This window comes from Streptomyces sp. NPDC057438 (assembly GCF_042802995.1).
In the GTDB taxonomy this organism is placed as follows: Bacteria; Actinomycetota; Actinomycetes; order Streptomycetales; family Streptomycetaceae; genus Streptomyces.
On the sequence record NZ_JBHVDD010000010.1, the window covers coordinates 51,233 to 65,592 of the forward strand.

Consider the following 14,360-nt stretch of genomic DNA (forward strand, 5'->3'; position numbering starts at 1 on the left):
CCCGGCGTTCATCGGCACGGGCCGTCGGGCGGCACACCTGTTCCGCTCCCGCCGTCGCCCGGCCCCGAGTGAGAGCGGGCGCCCGGTCATATTCGATGGCTCCGCCGGGGGTATCCCGTTACCTTCCCCCCATGGCCAAGACTCACGGTACGTGCACGGACCGGTTCGCCGCGGTGCGCGAGGCGCTGGCCGCCTCGCTGGACGACAAGGACGTCGGCGCGTCGGTCGCCGTGTACGTGGACGGCGAGCCGGTCGTCGACCTGTGGGGCGGATACGCCGACACGGCGCGCACCACCCCGTGGGAGCGGGACACCCTCACCCATGTGTGGTCCACCACCAAGACGATGACCGCCCTGTGCGTGCTGATGCTCGCCGACCGGGGCGCGCTGGACCTGGACGCGCCGGTGGCGACGTACTGGCCCGAGTTCGCGGCGGCCGGCAAGGAGGACGTACGCGTCCGCCATGTGCTCTCGCACACGGCCGGCCTGCCCCGCTTCGAGGCGCCCACGACACTGGAGGACCTGTACGACTGGCCCACGGTCACCTCCCGGCTCGCCGCGCAGGCACCGGCCTGGGAGCCCGGCACCGAGGCCGGCTACCACGCCGTCACCCAGGGGTATCTGCTCGGCGAGATCGTCCGCCGGGTCACGGGCCGCAGCCTGGGCACCTTCCTCGCCGAGGAGGTCACGGGCCCGCTGGGCGCCGACTTCCACATCGGACTCGCCGCCGAGCACGACCACCGGGTGGCCCCGATCATCCCGCCGCCCTCCTCTCCGCCTCCGAGCGGCCCGCCGCCCAACCCGGCCATACCGGGGGGCACCGCCAACACCACGGCCTGGCGCCGTGCCGAGATCCCGGCGGCGAACGGTCACGGCAACGCCCGCTCGGTCGCCGCCGTGCAGTCGGTGCTGGCCTGCGGCGGAGAGGCACGCGGGGTGCGGCTGCTGTCGGAGAAGGGGTGCGAACGGGCCCTGGAGGAACAGTTCGACGGCATCGACAACGTCTTCGGCGTCCCCATGCGCTACGGCATGGGCTACGGCCTGAACGGCGGCCAGCTGCCCAACCCCCGCACCTGTTTCTGGGCCGGCTGGGGCGGCTCGATCGTCCTGGTCGACCTCGACGCGCGGATGTCCGCGGCGTACGTGATGAACCAGATGATCGACGAGGGTTTCACCGACGACCGGGCGTTCATGATCCTCGCGGCCGTCTACGAGGGCCTGGCCGCCTGACCGGCTCCGGCACTCCCGTACGGAGGAGGCCGGCCCTCCTCCGCGGCGGCCGGTGGGAGGCCGCGCGTCCCTCAGGAAGGGCGCGCGCCGCGGCCCGGGATCAGTGACCCCCTGCGCGGTTCGTCGGGCTGCCACCCCAGGGCGCGGGAGATCCCGCGTGCCGCCACCCGGACCGCCGGCGACAGCACGGGTACCTGGGCGCCCGCCTGCGGCACCACCACCGACACGGCCGCGACGACGGAGCCGCCCGGACCGCGTACCGGGGCGGCCACCGACAGCGCGTCCTCGGTGACCTGACGGCTGCTCACGGCCACCCCCGTGCGCCGTACCTCGGCGAGCACGCGCCGCAACCGGGCCGCGTCGGTGAGGGTGTACGGCGTGAACGAGGCCAACGGCCCCTGGCAATAGGTCTCCTGCGACTCGATGTCGCCGTGGGCGAGGAGCGCCAGGCCCACTCCGGTGGCGTGCAGGGGCCAGCGGCCGCCGACCCGGATGTGGACGCCGACGGCCGAACGCCCGGAGAGCCACTCGATGTAGACGACCTCGTCGCCGTCACGCACCGCGAGCTGCACGTTCTCGTGCGTGGCCTCGTACAGGTCCTCCAGGTACGGCAGCGCGATCTGGCGCAACGCCAGCCCGCGCGGGGCGAGTGCCGCCAGCTCCCACAGCCGCAGGCCGACGTGGTAGGTCCCGGCCGCGTCCCGCTCCAGCGCTCCCCACTCGGTGAGCGCGCCGACCAGCCGGTGTGCCGTGGTGAGCGACAGCCCGGCGCGGCGGCCGATGTCGCTCAGGGAGAGCGCCGGGTGCTCGTGGTCGAAGGCGGCCAGGACGGCGAGGAGCCGGTCCGGTGCGGAACGGGCGGCTCCCGCGGCCGCCCGGGGCGCGGGCCCCGGCGGCGGTACCGGTCCCGGCCACGGGAGCGCGTCGGTGGTCATCGGCATGGCGTCACCCCAGTCCGGCTTCGGCGACCTTCTGCAGCAGCACGTGGAGGGTCTCACGCTCGTCGGCGTCGAGGGGGCCCAGCAGGTCGTTCGTGACGCGTTGTCCGGCCTCGTCGGTGTCGCGGAGGAAAGACCGCCCGTTCTCGGTCAGCAGGACGATCCGGCTGCGGCGGTCGTCGGGGGCGGGGCGCCGTTCGGCGAAGCCCAGCTTCTCCAGGTCGTCCACGAGACCGACGATCGCGCTCGGGTCGTAGCCGAGCGACGCGCTCAGCTCGCGCTGGAGCGGTCCGGGGGACGTGGCCAGGAAGCGCAGCAGCGCGTAGTGCCGCAGCCGCAGCCCCGACTCCTGCAGGGAGGAGTTGAACAGCTGCCCGGACCGCATCCCCAGGCGGTACAGCAGATAGCCCGTGTCGGCGTGCAGGGCGCGCATCCAGGGCTCGCGCGCGTCGATCGGGGCGGCGTTCTGCGTCTGCTGACGGGCGATGGCGGGCTCCCTGGTCGAGGCCCCGGGCGGGGGGCGAGCTGATGTACCGCTTCAGCATGACGCAACGCCCGGGGAACAACAACTATTGACGTCAACAACTATTGCTCTTAGCTTCGATCTCGTAGCCAAAGTCGCCGGGCGCTCCAGCGCCCGCCGTCGCAACCCCTCCGAAGGGATCCCCCCGTGCCCAGCATCGATCTCACCGGCAAGGTCGCCGTCGTCACGGGCAGCGGCCGTGGCCTCGGTCTGGCCTACGCACAGGCCCTCGCCGCCGCCGGCGCATCCGTCGTCGTCAACGACATCGACGAGGCCGTGGCCGAGGCGGCCGTGAAGTCCATCACCGAGGCGGGCGGCACGGCCGTGGCCGAGGTGGTCCCGGTCGGGACGACCGAGGCGGCCGACCAACTGGTGGGACGCGCGGTGGAGGAGTTCGGGCGGCTCGACATCCTGGTCACCAACGCGGGCATCCTGCGCGACAAGGTGCTGTGGAAGATGTCCGACGACGACTTCGACGCCGTGATCACCACCCACCTCAAGGGCACCTTCACCTGCGCCCGCGCCGCCGCGATCCGCATGCGCGAACAGGGCGAGGGCGGTTCCCTGATCCTCGTCGGCTCCCCGGCCGGCCAGCGCGGCAACTTCGGCCAGACGAATTACGCCGCCGCCAAGGCCGGCATCGTGGCCTTCGCCCGTACCTGGGCGATGGAGCTGGGCCGCGCGAACATCACGGTCAACGCGATCGTCCCGGTCGCCGCCACCGCGATGACCGAGACCATCCCGGTCTTCGCCCCGTACGTCGAGGCGCTGCGCGAGGGCAAGCCGTTCCCGGACTTCCTGCGCAAGGGCGAGGGCTTCGGCACCCCCGAGGACTGCGCGGCCCTGGTCCCCTTCCTCGCCTCCGAGGCGGCACGCGGGGTCACCGGCCAGGCCATCGGCATCGGCGGCGACAAGGTGGCACTCTGGTCGCACCCGCAGGAGATCAAGGCGGCGTACGCGAACGGCGGCTGGACCCCCGAGGCCCTGGCGGACGTCTGGCCGACCTCGCTGGGCGCCGAGCCGCAGACCGTGGGCGTCCCGGCCCCGAAGATCCCGGAGGCGTGATGAGTGCCGCAGACCCCGCCATGAACGTGGACGACCTGGTCGCGATCGACGTCCACACCCACGCCGAGGTGTCCTCCAAGGGCAACGCCTCCCTGGCCGACGACCTGCACGACGCCTCCGCCGCGTATTTCAAGGTCGAGGGCAAGCGCAAGCCCACCCTGGAGGAGACGGCCGCCTACTACCGCGAGCGGAGGATGGCCGCCGTGATCTTCACGGTGGACGCCGAGTCCGCGACCGGCACCGAGCCCGTCCCCAACGAGGAGGTCGCCGAGGCGGCCGCCGCCAACGCCGACGTGCTGATCCCCTTCGCCTCCATCGACCCCTTCCGCGGCAGGGCCGGCGTGAAGCGGGCCCGCCGGCTGGTCGAGGAGTACGGGGTCAAGGGCTTCAAGTTCCACCCCAGCGTCCAGGGCTTCTTCCCCAACGACCGCGCGGTGGCGTACGACCTGTACGAGGTCATCGAGGAGACGGGCACGATCGCCCTCTTCCACACCGGCCAGACCGGCATCGGGGCCGGGGTCCCGGGCGGCGGCGGCATCCGCCTGAAGTACTCCAACCCGCTGCACGTCGACGACGTGGCCGCCGACTTCCCGCACCTCAAGATCATTCTGGCGCACCCGTCCTTCCCCTGGCAGGACGAGGCGCTGGCGGTGGCCACGCACAAGCCGGGCGTGCACATCGACCTGTCCGGCTGGTCGCCGAAGTACTTCCCGCCGCAGCTCGTGCAGTACGCGAACACCCTGCTCAAGGACAAGGTCCTCTTCGGCTCCGACTACCCCGTCCTCACCCCCGACCGCTGGCTCGCAGACTTCGAGAAGCTGCCGATCAAGGACGAGGTCAGGCCGAAGATCCTGAAGGAGAACGCCGCCCGGCTGCTCGGACTGACGAAGCCATGACCGTGGCCGTCACGACGAGGCCATGACGAGACCGTGAGGGACACCCCCATGTGCAAGGACGGACAGGGGCACAGACATGCGTAATGAGGGACTGGGGTCGTGGCCGGCCCGCCGGGCCCGCAAGACGCCGCAGCGCACCGCGCTGGTCCACGGCGACACGAGCATCACCTACGGGGAACTCCACGAGCGCACCACACGGCTCGCCCACGCCCTGCGCGCCGCCGGCGTCCGCCGCGGCGACCGCGTCGCCTACCTGGGACCCAACCACCCCTCGTACCTGGAGACGCTGTTCGCCGCCGGCACCCTCGGCGCGGTCTTCGTCCCGCTCAACACCCGCCTCGCGGGCCCCGAGATCGCCTACCAGCTGGCGGACTCCGGGGCCAGGGCGCTGGTGTACGGGCCCGCCTTCACCGGGCTCGTCGCCGGACTGCCGGGCGACACCGACGTCCGGACGTACGTCGAGACCGGCGCGGAGTACGAGGCCCTGCTCGCCGGGGCCGAGACCGAGCCGATCGACCAGCCCGTCACCGCCGACGACACCTGCATCATCATGTACACCTCGGGGACCACGGGCCGCCCCAAGGGCGCGATGCTCACCCACGGCAACATCATCTGGAACGCCGTGAACGTGCTCGTCGACCAGGACGTCATCGCCGACGAACGCGCCCTGGTCTCCGCCCCGTTGTTCCACACGGCCGGGCTGAACATGCTCACCCTGCCCGTCCTGCTCAAGGGCGGCACCTGCGTCCTGGTCGAGTCCTTCGTCCCGGACGCCACCTTCGACCTGATCGAGCGCCACCGGATCACGTTCATGTTCGGCGTGCCCACGATGTTCGACCAGATCTCCCGGCACCCCCGCTGGGCCGACGCCGACCTGTCGTCCCTCAGGATGCTCTCCTGCGGCGGCTCCCCGGTGCCGACCCCGCTCATCGCCCGGTTCCAGGAACGCGGTCTCACCTTCCTCCAGGGCTACGGCATGACGGAGGCGGCCCCCGGCACGCTCTTCCTGGACGCCGAGCACGCCGTGAGCAAGGCCGGATCGGCGGGCGTCCCGCACTTCTTCAGCGATGTGCGGGTCGTCCGCCCCGACATGACCCCGGTCGACGTCGACGAACCCGGCGAGGTCGTGGTCCGCGGACCCCATGTCATGCCCGGCTACTGGGGGCTGCCCGAGGAGACGGCCGCGGTCTTCGCCGACGGCTGGTTCCGTAGCGGGGACGCGGCCCGCGTCGACGAGGACGGCTACGTCTTCATCGTCGACCGCATCAAGGACATGATCATCTCCGGGGGCGAGAACATCTACCCCGCCGAGATCGAGGACCAGCTCCTCGCCCACCCCGACATCGTCGAGTGCGCGGTCATCGGCGTGCCCGACGACAAGTGGGGCGAGGTGCCGCGAGCCGTGGTCGTGCCCCGGGAGGGCCACGCCCTGGACGCCGACGAGGTGCTGGCCTCGCTGGCCGGACGGCTCGCCAAGTACAAGATCCCGAAGTCGGTGGTGATCGCGGACGAACTGCCGCGCACCGCCTCCGGAAAGCTCCTCAAGGCCCGGGTGCGCAAGCGCTACGGCACCGACTCCTAGCTAAGGAACGCATATGAGCATCACCGTGAACGGCATCGACGAGCTGAAGAAGCTCGCCGGCAGCGACCTCGGCGCCAGCGAGTGGATCGAGGTCACCCAGGAGCGCATCGACACCTTCGCCGACGCGACCGGGGACCACCAGTGGATCCACGTCGACCCCGTGAAGGCGGCCGAGGGCCCCTTCGGCGCGCCGATCGCCCACGGCTACCTGACCCTGTCGCTGTTCATCCCCCTGTTCACCGAACTGCTGGACGTCGAGGGTGTGTCGACGAAGGTCAACTACGGCCTGAACAAGGTGCGTTTCCCCTCGCCGGTGAAGGTCGGGTCGAAGATCCGGCTGGTGGGGAAGCTGGCCTCCGTCGAGGACGTGCCGGGCGGCGTCCAGATCACGGTCGACGGCACGATCGAGATCGAGGGCGCGCCGAAGCCGGCGGCCGTGCTGCAGAGCCTGTCCAGGTTCTATGCCTGAACGCCGTAGCGGCTGAGGAGCGTGGGGGGACCGCGGGACCACTGTGTCCGGTCGCGCGGTCCCCCCCCGCGTCCCTGCGGGCCGAAGGCTCAACGCACGTCCACGAAAACGGGGTTCGAGTAGAACCAGGTGTCCTCCCACGGATCGCCGTCGCCCGGCTCGTGGGGGATCGGACCGTGCGGGTCCACGGCGGCGCCCAGGTACCCGACGCCGTTCCGCTTGCCGTCGCTGCCGCGCAGCCGGAGGTAGAAGGACTCGTCGCCGGCCGTGACCGGGACGCGCAGGGTGTACGTGCCCGTGCGGCCGCTCACGTCCTTGGTGTGCACCACCCTCGTGTCCGGGGCCTTCCAGGCGTCGCGGTCGCTCACCGGACCGCGCACCGCACCCCGGACGACGTCCACGTGGGCCAACTCCGGCAGGAGCCCTTGCGGGTTGGCGCGGGACGCGGTCGTCACCGTCACCTCCAGGGTGAGCTTCTCGCCCTTGCGGACCCGCAGCCGTCCGCCCAGGGTGACGCCCCGGCCGGGGCTGCGGTCGCGCTTCACGCGGACGTCGAGGCCGTCGAGCAGGTGGCCGTGGTCGACCCAGACGCGGCCCGCGCGCAGGCCCCTGGTCACCGCGCTGTAGCCGTAGCGGGTGACGCCCACGTGGGTGCGGCTGAACTGGCCGGGCCAGAAGTCGCTGCCGGGCTGCGGGGTGCCGGTGTCCACCGGGTCGGGCAGCCTGCCGGTGGTGTCGAAGTTCTGCCCGGCGGGCCAGTCGCCGTTGCGCCAGGTGTCGAAGACGATCCGGTGGGCGTCCGAGTTGGTGGTGACCGAGAACAGCTTCCCCTCGGCCAGCATGGCGTCCCAGAGGCCGCCCACCGTCGCCGTCGCCCAGTCGAAACCGCCGTACGTGAGGAACGCCTGTGCCGGGTAGCCGGGCCAGGACTGGGCCGACGGCTTGTTCTCGTACTCGCCCCGGATCGAGGTGGCCCCCCGCCAGCCGGGGATCGCCGCGCCCTGGGCGCCGGGGGCGCCCTCCATGCCGATCATGATCTCGGGGGCCGCGTCACGCCAGTTGCGCAGCTCGTGCGGGGAGTCGATGCCGAGGCGCAGGGGGTGGTTGGCGAGGACCAACACGTCGTCGACGTAGCCCGAACGCCGTTGCTCGGCCAGCCACTTGATCGCCCTGACCGCGTGCGCCTCGTTGCGCGCGGTGTCCGCGCCGCCCACGGAACCGTCCGTGTAGTTCAGCAGCTTGCCGTCGTAGGCCCGCTCGAAGGCGGTGAGGAGGGCGACCTCGTGCCGCCCGGGGGTCGTGAAGACCGTGCAGTGCTCGGCGGCCGGGATGTACCACTCCAGCCCCTGGAAGATCAGCTGCCGGGGGTTCTCGGCCCGGGCCCTGAGGATCTCCTTGTGCTCCAGCGCGGCGCCGAAGTCGGCGTGACCGAAGTTGGAGTGCTCGGTGAACACCATCCAGTCGAGGCCGTACTTCGCGCCCGCGGCGGCCAGCTGGGAGAACGTGTACTTGGCGTCGTGGCTGTAGACGCTGTGGACGTGGTGGTCGCCGACGAGGTACGCGAGGCGCGGGTCCTCACCGCCGTACGGGCGGGAGCTCGCCGAGGCCGTCGTGGTCAGGGCGCCCGTGGCGCCCATCGCGAAGGCGGCGCCGAACAGGCCCGCGCCGCGCAGCAGCCCACGGCGCGACACCCCCTGTGCGTCGAGGTCGGCGGGGGAGACGGACGGGTCGGCCCAGGCGGGCAGCCGCTGCTCGTGTGTGCCGGACAGGCCGGACGGGTCGGACATGATCGGGGTCCCTTCGCGTCTCAGTGGTTCATGAACGACTCGACGGGCAGCGCCCGTTCGACGATGCGGACGTCACCGAGGCGTCCGTGCAGGATCTGGTCGATCTTTCCGGCGTACTCGTAGCCGCCGAGGATCCACGGCAGTCCCACCGACGCCAGTCCGACGGCGGAGGCCTTCGGGTTGCGCACGACCGGGCAGCCCTCGACGTAGAGCGTGGTGTGCCTCCCGTCGTTGACGACGGCGAGGTGCCACCACGTCTCCAGCGGGGTCTCCTGCCCCCAGTTGGTCGCGATGCCCTGCTGGTTGAGCGGGCGCACCGCCCACTGCGGCTCCCGGTCGTTCGACAACGAGAGCGTGGCCAGCGGCTCGTCGGGGTCGTCGGCGGTCTTGCCCGCCGCGCCACCGGTACCGGTCCGGCCGAGGATGCCCGCCCAGGCGTGGTTCGAGGGGTTCCAGTCGGCGGGCAGCCGGTAGAACGCCTCGATGGTGTAACCGTCCTTGAAAGTCGCCGAGTTGAGGGGCGCCCCGTCGACCGTCCGCAGATACGCGCCCTTCAGCGGGGGCTTGCCGCCGTGGAACTCCAGGCTGCCGTGGCCGGGTTGGTCCGGGTGGTGGTCGGCGGACCAGGTGAGCGGGGAGCCGCCGACGGTGACGAGGGTGAGGTCGTTGCCGCGTCCGGAGCGGTCCGGGACGGTGCCGCCGACCTTCCCGCCGTCCTGCTGACCGTCGAACCGCCAGTACGCGACCGTGCCGGGCAGCAGCATCTTCGCCACCGGCCGCGACGCCCGCGCGGGCACCGGCGCGAAACCGGCGAACCGCTTCTCGAAGTCGATCCCGACCGTGAACCGGTCGGCGTCGCCGGTGAGTTCGCTCTCCTGCCGCTCCAGCTCGTTGAGCCCCTCGGCGGCCCGGCCCAGGATCCACGGGGAGACCGTCTCCACGTCGATGGTGTTCCGGTCGAGGTCGAAACGGTAGAGGCGGATCATCGCCGCGCCGCCGAAGTACCGGTTCTGGTAGTTCGTGAGATGCAGGTGGACATCGTTGTCAGCGGTGTTCTTCCGCGTCGCGCGCCGCCGGCCAGTAGTGCCCGTTGAGGGTGAGGAAGATCTGGTCGTGGTCCTTGACCAGCCGGTCCCACAGCGTCTGCCCGTACGGGGAGAAGGAGTCGTCGCCGTCGACCAGCTCGTGCGTGGTGAGGACGACCGGCGTCCGCGGGTGGCGGGCCAGGACGTCCGCCGCCCAGGCGAACCCCTTCGCGGACAGCCGCCAGTCCAGGGCGAGCACCATCCACTCCCGGCCGCCCGCCTCGAACAGATGGAAGGAGTTGTAGCCGTCCGGGGAGGCACCGCCGAAGGTGGACGCGCCCCGGAAACGGTCCGGCCCGAACTCGTCGAGGAACGGGGTCGCCCCCCGCTGGTCGTCGGTGGAGGAGCGCACGTCGTGGTTGCCGGCGAGGACGCTGTAGCCGACGCCCTTGCGGTCGAGCAGCCGGAACGCCCGGCCGATCGCCGCGGTCTCCTGGGCGGTGCCGTTCTGGGTGAGGTCGCCGAGGTGGGACAGGAACACGATGTTCTCCTCCTCACCGTGCTCCAGGAGGTACCGCAGGGACGCCTCGACGGGCTTGCCGTCGATGCTCGGTCCGTCGAACAGGTACTGGGTGTCGGGCATGACGGCGAGCGTGAAGCGGTGGCTCGCGGGGTCGGGCTTCCGCCGGCGGGGAGCCGCCTGGGCCGCGGCGCCGGGCAGCGCGACCGTCGCCGCGGCGCCGAGCAGGGCCGTGGCCCGCAGGAAGTTGCGTCTGCCCGAGTGGGCGCGGGCAGACTCCTGCCCCGGTTCGTGCGAGGTGCACACAGTGGCTCCGTAAGGGTCGTGGGCGGGTCAGAGCGCCCGCAGCGTCCAGGACCAGCGGTGGACGCCCGGCGGGACGAGATACGCGGGCGAGGTGTCGGGCCCGCAGGAGGCGGTGCCGAGGCCCCGGTGCGCCGCGTCGATGTGGACCACGCAGCCCGGCCGGGGTGTCAGTTCGTCGTGGTGCGCGGCGGCTGCCAGGTCCTGGGCGCGGTGACGGGTGACCGATACCTGCCGGGGGCCGTCCAGCCGTACCGTCAGGGCGTGGCCGCCGCCGGAGAGCGTGAAGTGCCGTACGCCGTGCCGGCCCCCGCTCTCCTGCGGCCGCAGATAAGGGGTGAACAGAGCGTCCACGGCGGCCGAGTGGTGTCCGACGGGCGCTCCTGCCGCCCGGTCCGGGTAGCTCTCCCAGGGGCCCTGCCCGTACCAGGCGAGCTGGTCGAAGCCGTCCACGGTCTCGAACACCGTGCCGACGCGGGCCACGTCCGTCAGCGCCTCGGGCAGCACCGCCGTCTCCTCGACGAGGACCCGGCCGTCCACCAGCGCCGTGCACGCCTGCTCGTGCTCGACGACCCCGGCGCCCGTCGACCACCGGGACCTCACCCGCACGGTCGAGCCCTTGCGCTCCACGGCGACCAGCTCGCGCTCGGCGCGGTCCAGCCCCAGCGCTCGCCAGCGCTCCGCCATGCCGCCGAGGACGTCGTTGTCGGTCGGGGCCCGCCACAGGCTCAGGACCGGCGGGGAGGCGAGCAGGGGGTGCAGCAGCAGTCCGGCCTCGTCCGTCCGGGGCGGCGGGACGTGCTCGGGGGCCTCCTCCGCGCCGGCCGCCGGCTCGCCCTCGTCCGCCGGGTACCAGCGGACCTGCGGGCAGCACACCTCGGTGCCGGCCGCCGCCCAGGGCTCGTCGGCGGCCGTCGTCACCCGCAGGGTCAGCCAGATCTCGCCCGCCCCGCCCGCCGGCTCGGGCCGGTCGATCACGGCCGAGCCGCCGGGCGGTACGTCGGGCAGCTGGGCCGGCAAGGTCCAGGTGCCGCCGTCGGCCGCCGCGAACTCCCACTCGGCGGCCAGCCACGACAGGTCGCGGAAGTGCTGCCGGTTGTGCACCCGCAGCACCCGCCAGGTGCCCTCGCCCTCCACGGACAGCCGCACCGGGGCGGCGATCTCCCGGTGCTCGTACATCACCGGCTTGGGCGTGCGGTCGGGGAGGACCACCCCGTCGGCGATGAAGGCGCCGTCGTGGATCGTCTCGCCGAAGTCGCCGCCGTAGGCCCAGCGCAGACCGGGGCCGGCGACCCCGTTCTCGTACAGCCCGGCGCCCCCACGCCCGGCCGGTCTTCCGTCGTTCACACGCTGGAGGATGCCGTGGTCCCAGAACTCCCAGATGAACCCGCCCTGAAGACCCGGTGTGGCCTCGATGGCCGCCCATGTGTCGGCCAGCGTGCCGTTGCTGTTGCCCATGGCGTGCGAGTACTCGCACTGGATCAGCGGCCTGGTCTGCTCGCCCGACAGGGCGTGCGCCACACAGTCCTCGATGGGCGCGTACATCGGGCAGGCGATGTCGGAGGCGTCGTCCGTGGCCGCCCAGTCCAGCTTGGCCGCCCCCTCGTACTGCACCGGCCGTGTCGGGTCGTGGCGGCGCAGCCAGCCCGCCGCCGCGTCGTGGTTGGCGCCGTAGTCGGACTCGTTGCCCAGCGACCAGACGATCACCGAGGGGTGGTTCTTGTCGCGCAGGACCATGCGGGAGACACGGTCCGTGAAGGCGTGCAGATAGCGCGGGTCGTCGGCGATCTCGTGGGCGTGGTCGTGGGACTCGATGTCCGCCTCGTCCACCACGTAGAAGCCGAGTTCGTCCGTCAGGTCGTACAGGGCCGGGTCGCCCGGGGAGTGCGAGGTGCGGATCGCGTTGAACCCGAACCGCTTCAGCGTCACCAGGTCCGCGCGCATGTCCTCCTGCGACACCGTCCGCCCCGTCAGCGGGTGGAAGTCGTGCCGGTTCACGCCCCGGAGGTAGACGCGTTCCCCGTTGACCAGCAGGTCCCGGCCGCTGATCTCGACGTCGCGGAAGCCGACCCGGTGGTGGGACGTGTCGGCGACCGTGCCGTCCGCACGGTGCAGCCGGACGGTGAGGCCGTACAGCTCGGGGGTCTCGGCGTTCCAGGTCCGCACGCCGGGGACGACCGTGCTCATCCGTGCCTCGCCGAGGAAGTCGGAGACCCGCTCGTCCTCGGCGTTGAGCAGGTCGAACGCGCGGTCCTGGGTCAGTTCCAGGCCGTCCAGTTCCCCGCTGACGTACCACCCGGCGGGCAGGGCGCCCGTTCCGGTCCCTGCCGCCGAGCGCACCCGGCAGTCCACCCGCAGCTCCCCGTCCGCGTGGGCCCGCACGCCCACGTCCGCGAGGTACAGCGGATCGGTGGCGTACAGCAGCACCGGACGGGTGATCCCGCCGAGCCACCACTGGTCCTGGTCCTCGATGTGCGAGGCGTCGGACCACTTCACCACCGTCAGCCGCACGGTGGCCCGCTCCCCGGGCCGGACCAGGGCGGACAGGTCGAACTCGGCGGCCAGACGGGAGTCCTTGGACAGGCCGGCCGGCCGCCCGTCGACATGGACGAGCAGCACGCTCTCGGCCGCGCCGACGTGCAGGACGATCCGGCGGCCGGCCCAGTCGGCGGGGATGCTGACCTCCCGCTCGTACACACCGGTCGGGTTCGCGGCCGGCGCGTCGGGCGGGAACTCGGGCCACGGCATACGGACGTTGGTGTACTGCGGCGGGTCCTCCGCCTCCTGCAGCGCCCAGGAGCCGGGGAGTTCGGCCCAGGACCAGCCGGGGCCGGGCTCCCGGTCGGGCGAGGACAGCAGCTGGAACCGCCACCGGCCGTCGAGCGACAGCGCCCGCTCGCGCCGGTCGACGGCGTTCATGGGCAGCCGCCGCCAGGAGGTCACCTCGGGTGCTTCCCAGGGGCGCAGGGCGAAGAGTGCGTCGGTCATGACCGTTCCGAAGGAGAGGAGGACGAGAGGGAAGAGGACGAGAGGGAAGAGGACGAGGAGGAGGGAGCGCAGGAGAGGGCCGGCGGCCGGGGCAGGACGCGGCCCGGCAGGCCCCAGGCAGGGTCGACGGGGATGCCCAGCCGGTCCAGGACGGTGGGGGCGAGGTCGATCAGGCGCGGCGAGTCCAGGCGGGTGCCGGCGGGGGTTCCGGGCTCGGCGAGCACGACGAAGACCTCCCGCTCGGCCCGGGTGTCGCCGCCGTGGCCGCCGGAGTCGAGGTGCCCGTGGTCGGTGGTGATCAGGACCGTCCAGCGCTCGTCCGCGCGTCCGGGTTCGGCGCGCCGGGCGGCGATGGCGTCCAGCAGCCGCCCGAGGTGGGCGTCCTGGGCGAGCAGGGCCCTGTCGTAGGCGGGACCGAGGGGACCTGCGGCGTGACCGGCCTCGTCGGTGGCGCCGAAGTACACGAACAGGCAGTCCGGATCGTCCTCGGTGAGCCGGCGCACGGCGGTGTCGGCGACCAGGCGGTCCGCCTCCGCGTAACCGTCCGACTCGCCGTCGTACGCCACGCGCCGGCCGATCGCGGGGCCCAGGGCGCCGCGGTGCACCAGTTCCGGCCAGGACACCACGGCCGCCGTCCGCAGTCCGGGCCGCGCGGTGGCGGCACGGCTGAGGAAGTCGGGGTGGCGGGCGTAGTCGGCGCCGGTGAAGTCGTTGCCCGTCACGCCGTGCCGGTCGGGCCAGACCCCGGTCAGCACACTGGACCAGCCGGGGCCGGAGTCGGTGTAGGCCATGCTGGTCGTCGGCCCGCCCTCGGCCTGGCCGTCCGCCTCGCCGTAGGGCAGCAGGCTGCTGCCGTGGGCGCCCGCGGCCGTCAGGGCGTGCAGCACCGGAGCCGTGGCCGGCGGGCGGTACGGACCCGGGGGCCCGCCGGCCGGCGGCCGGGGGAGGGGCAGCCGGTCCAGGCGCAGCCCGTCCATCCCCACCACCAGCACCTTGCCGCGCCCCGGCCGGTCCGCGCCGTCGGCGTCCGCCATC

General features: G+C 72.6%; 10 protein-coding genes and 1 pseudogene. 5 read left to right on the top strand and 6 right to left on the bottom strand.

The features are described from left to right. Positions 1-131: 131 nt before the first annotated feature. Positions 132-1,229: a serine hydrolase domain-containing protein gene (locus tag ACFU5F_RS08735; RefSeq protein ID WP_383883938.1), complete on the top strand. Its 1,098-nt coding sequence runs from the start codon at positions 132-134 to the stop codon at positions 1,227-1,229. A 71-nt stretch (positions 1,230-1,300) separates the two neighbouring features. Here the strand turns inward: ACFU5F_RS08735 and ACFU5F_RS08740 are convergent, their stop codons facing one another. Together ACFU5F_RS08740 and ACFU5F_RS08745 are read right to left on the bottom strand one after the other, a co-directional pair. After that, positions 1,301-2,170 carry an IclR family transcriptional regulator gene (locus ACFU5F_RS08740; protein WP_383883941.1) on the bottom strand — a complete coding sequence of 290 codons (870 nt, stop codon included), beginning with the start codon at positions 2,168-2,170 and terminating at the stop codon, positions 1,301-1,303. Positions 2,171-2,174: 4 nt separating this feature from the next. Continuing rightward, positions 2,175-2,600 (bottom strand): MarR family winged helix-turn-helix transcriptional regulator, encoded by a 426-nt coding sequence (locus ACFU5F_RS08745; RefSeq protein ID WP_383883944.1) that lies wholly within the window; start codon positions 2,598-2,600, stop codon positions 2,175-2,177. Between the two features lie 237 nt (positions 2,601-2,837). Between ACFU5F_RS08745 and ACFU5F_RS08750 the strand changes: the two genes are divergently transcribed. From ACFU5F_RS08750 to ACFU5F_RS08765, 4 genes are all read left to right on the top strand, one after another. Continuing rightward, complete coding sequence (locus ACFU5F_RS08750) at positions 2,838-3,755, top strand: SDR family NAD(P)-dependent oxidoreductase (protein WP_383883947.1); 918 nt, start codon at positions 2,838-2,840, stop codon at positions 3,753-3,755. Positions 3,756-3,775: 20 nt separating this feature from the next. Then, the gene (locus tag ACFU5F_RS08755; RefSeq protein WP_383884154.1) at positions 3,776-4,651 is read left to right on the top strand and encodes an amidohydrolase family protein; all 876 of its coding nucleotides are present in this window, start codon (positions 3,776-3,778) and stop codon (positions 4,649-4,651) included. A 76-nt stretch (positions 4,652-4,727) separates the two neighbouring features. Then, the gene (gene menE, locus ACFU5F_RS08760; RefSeq protein WP_383883950.1) at positions 4,728-6,233 is read left to right on the top strand and encodes an o-succinylbenzoate--CoA ligase; all 1,506 of its coding nucleotides are present in this window, start codon (positions 4,728-4,730) and stop codon (positions 6,231-6,233) included. 13 nt (positions 6,234-6,246) lie between these two features. Then, the gene (locus ACFU5F_RS08765; protein ID WP_383883953.1) at positions 6,247-6,702 is read left to right on the top strand and encodes a MaoC family dehydratase; all 456 of its coding nucleotides are present in this window, start codon (positions 6,247-6,249) and stop codon (positions 6,700-6,702) included. A gap of 89 nt (positions 6,703-6,791) precedes the next feature. Here ACFU5F_RS08765 and ACFU5F_RS08770 read toward each other — a convergent pair whose 3' ends face one another. The 4 genes and pseudogenes from ACFU5F_RS08770 to ACFU5F_RS08785 form a co-directional block, all read right to left on the bottom strand. After that, positions 6,792-8,489: a PHP domain-containing protein gene (locus ACFU5F_RS08770; RefSeq protein ID WP_383883955.1), complete on the bottom strand. Its 1,698-nt coding sequence runs from the start codon at positions 8,487-8,489 to the stop codon at positions 6,792-6,794. Positions 8,490-8,509: 20 nt separating this feature from the next. Continuing rightward, a pseudogene (locus ACFU5F_RS08775) lies at positions 8,510-10,340 on the bottom strand (LamG-like jellyroll fold domain-containing protein). A gap of 27 nt (positions 10,341-10,367) precedes the next feature. After that, a complete protein-coding gene (locus tag ACFU5F_RS08780) occupies positions 10,368-13,325 on the bottom strand; it encodes a glycoside hydrolase family 2 TIM barrel-domain containing protein (protein ID WP_383883958.1) in 2,958 nt (985 codons plus the stop codon). After that, positions 13,322-14,359: an alkaline phosphatase family protein gene (locus tag ACFU5F_RS08785; RefSeq protein ID WP_383883961.1), complete on the bottom strand. Its 1,038-nt coding sequence runs from the start codon at positions 14,357-14,359 to the stop codon at positions 13,322-13,324. Before ACFU5F_RS08785 ends, ACFU5F_RS08780 begins: the two co-directional genes overlap by 4 nt. Position 14,360: the final 1 nt, after the last annotated feature.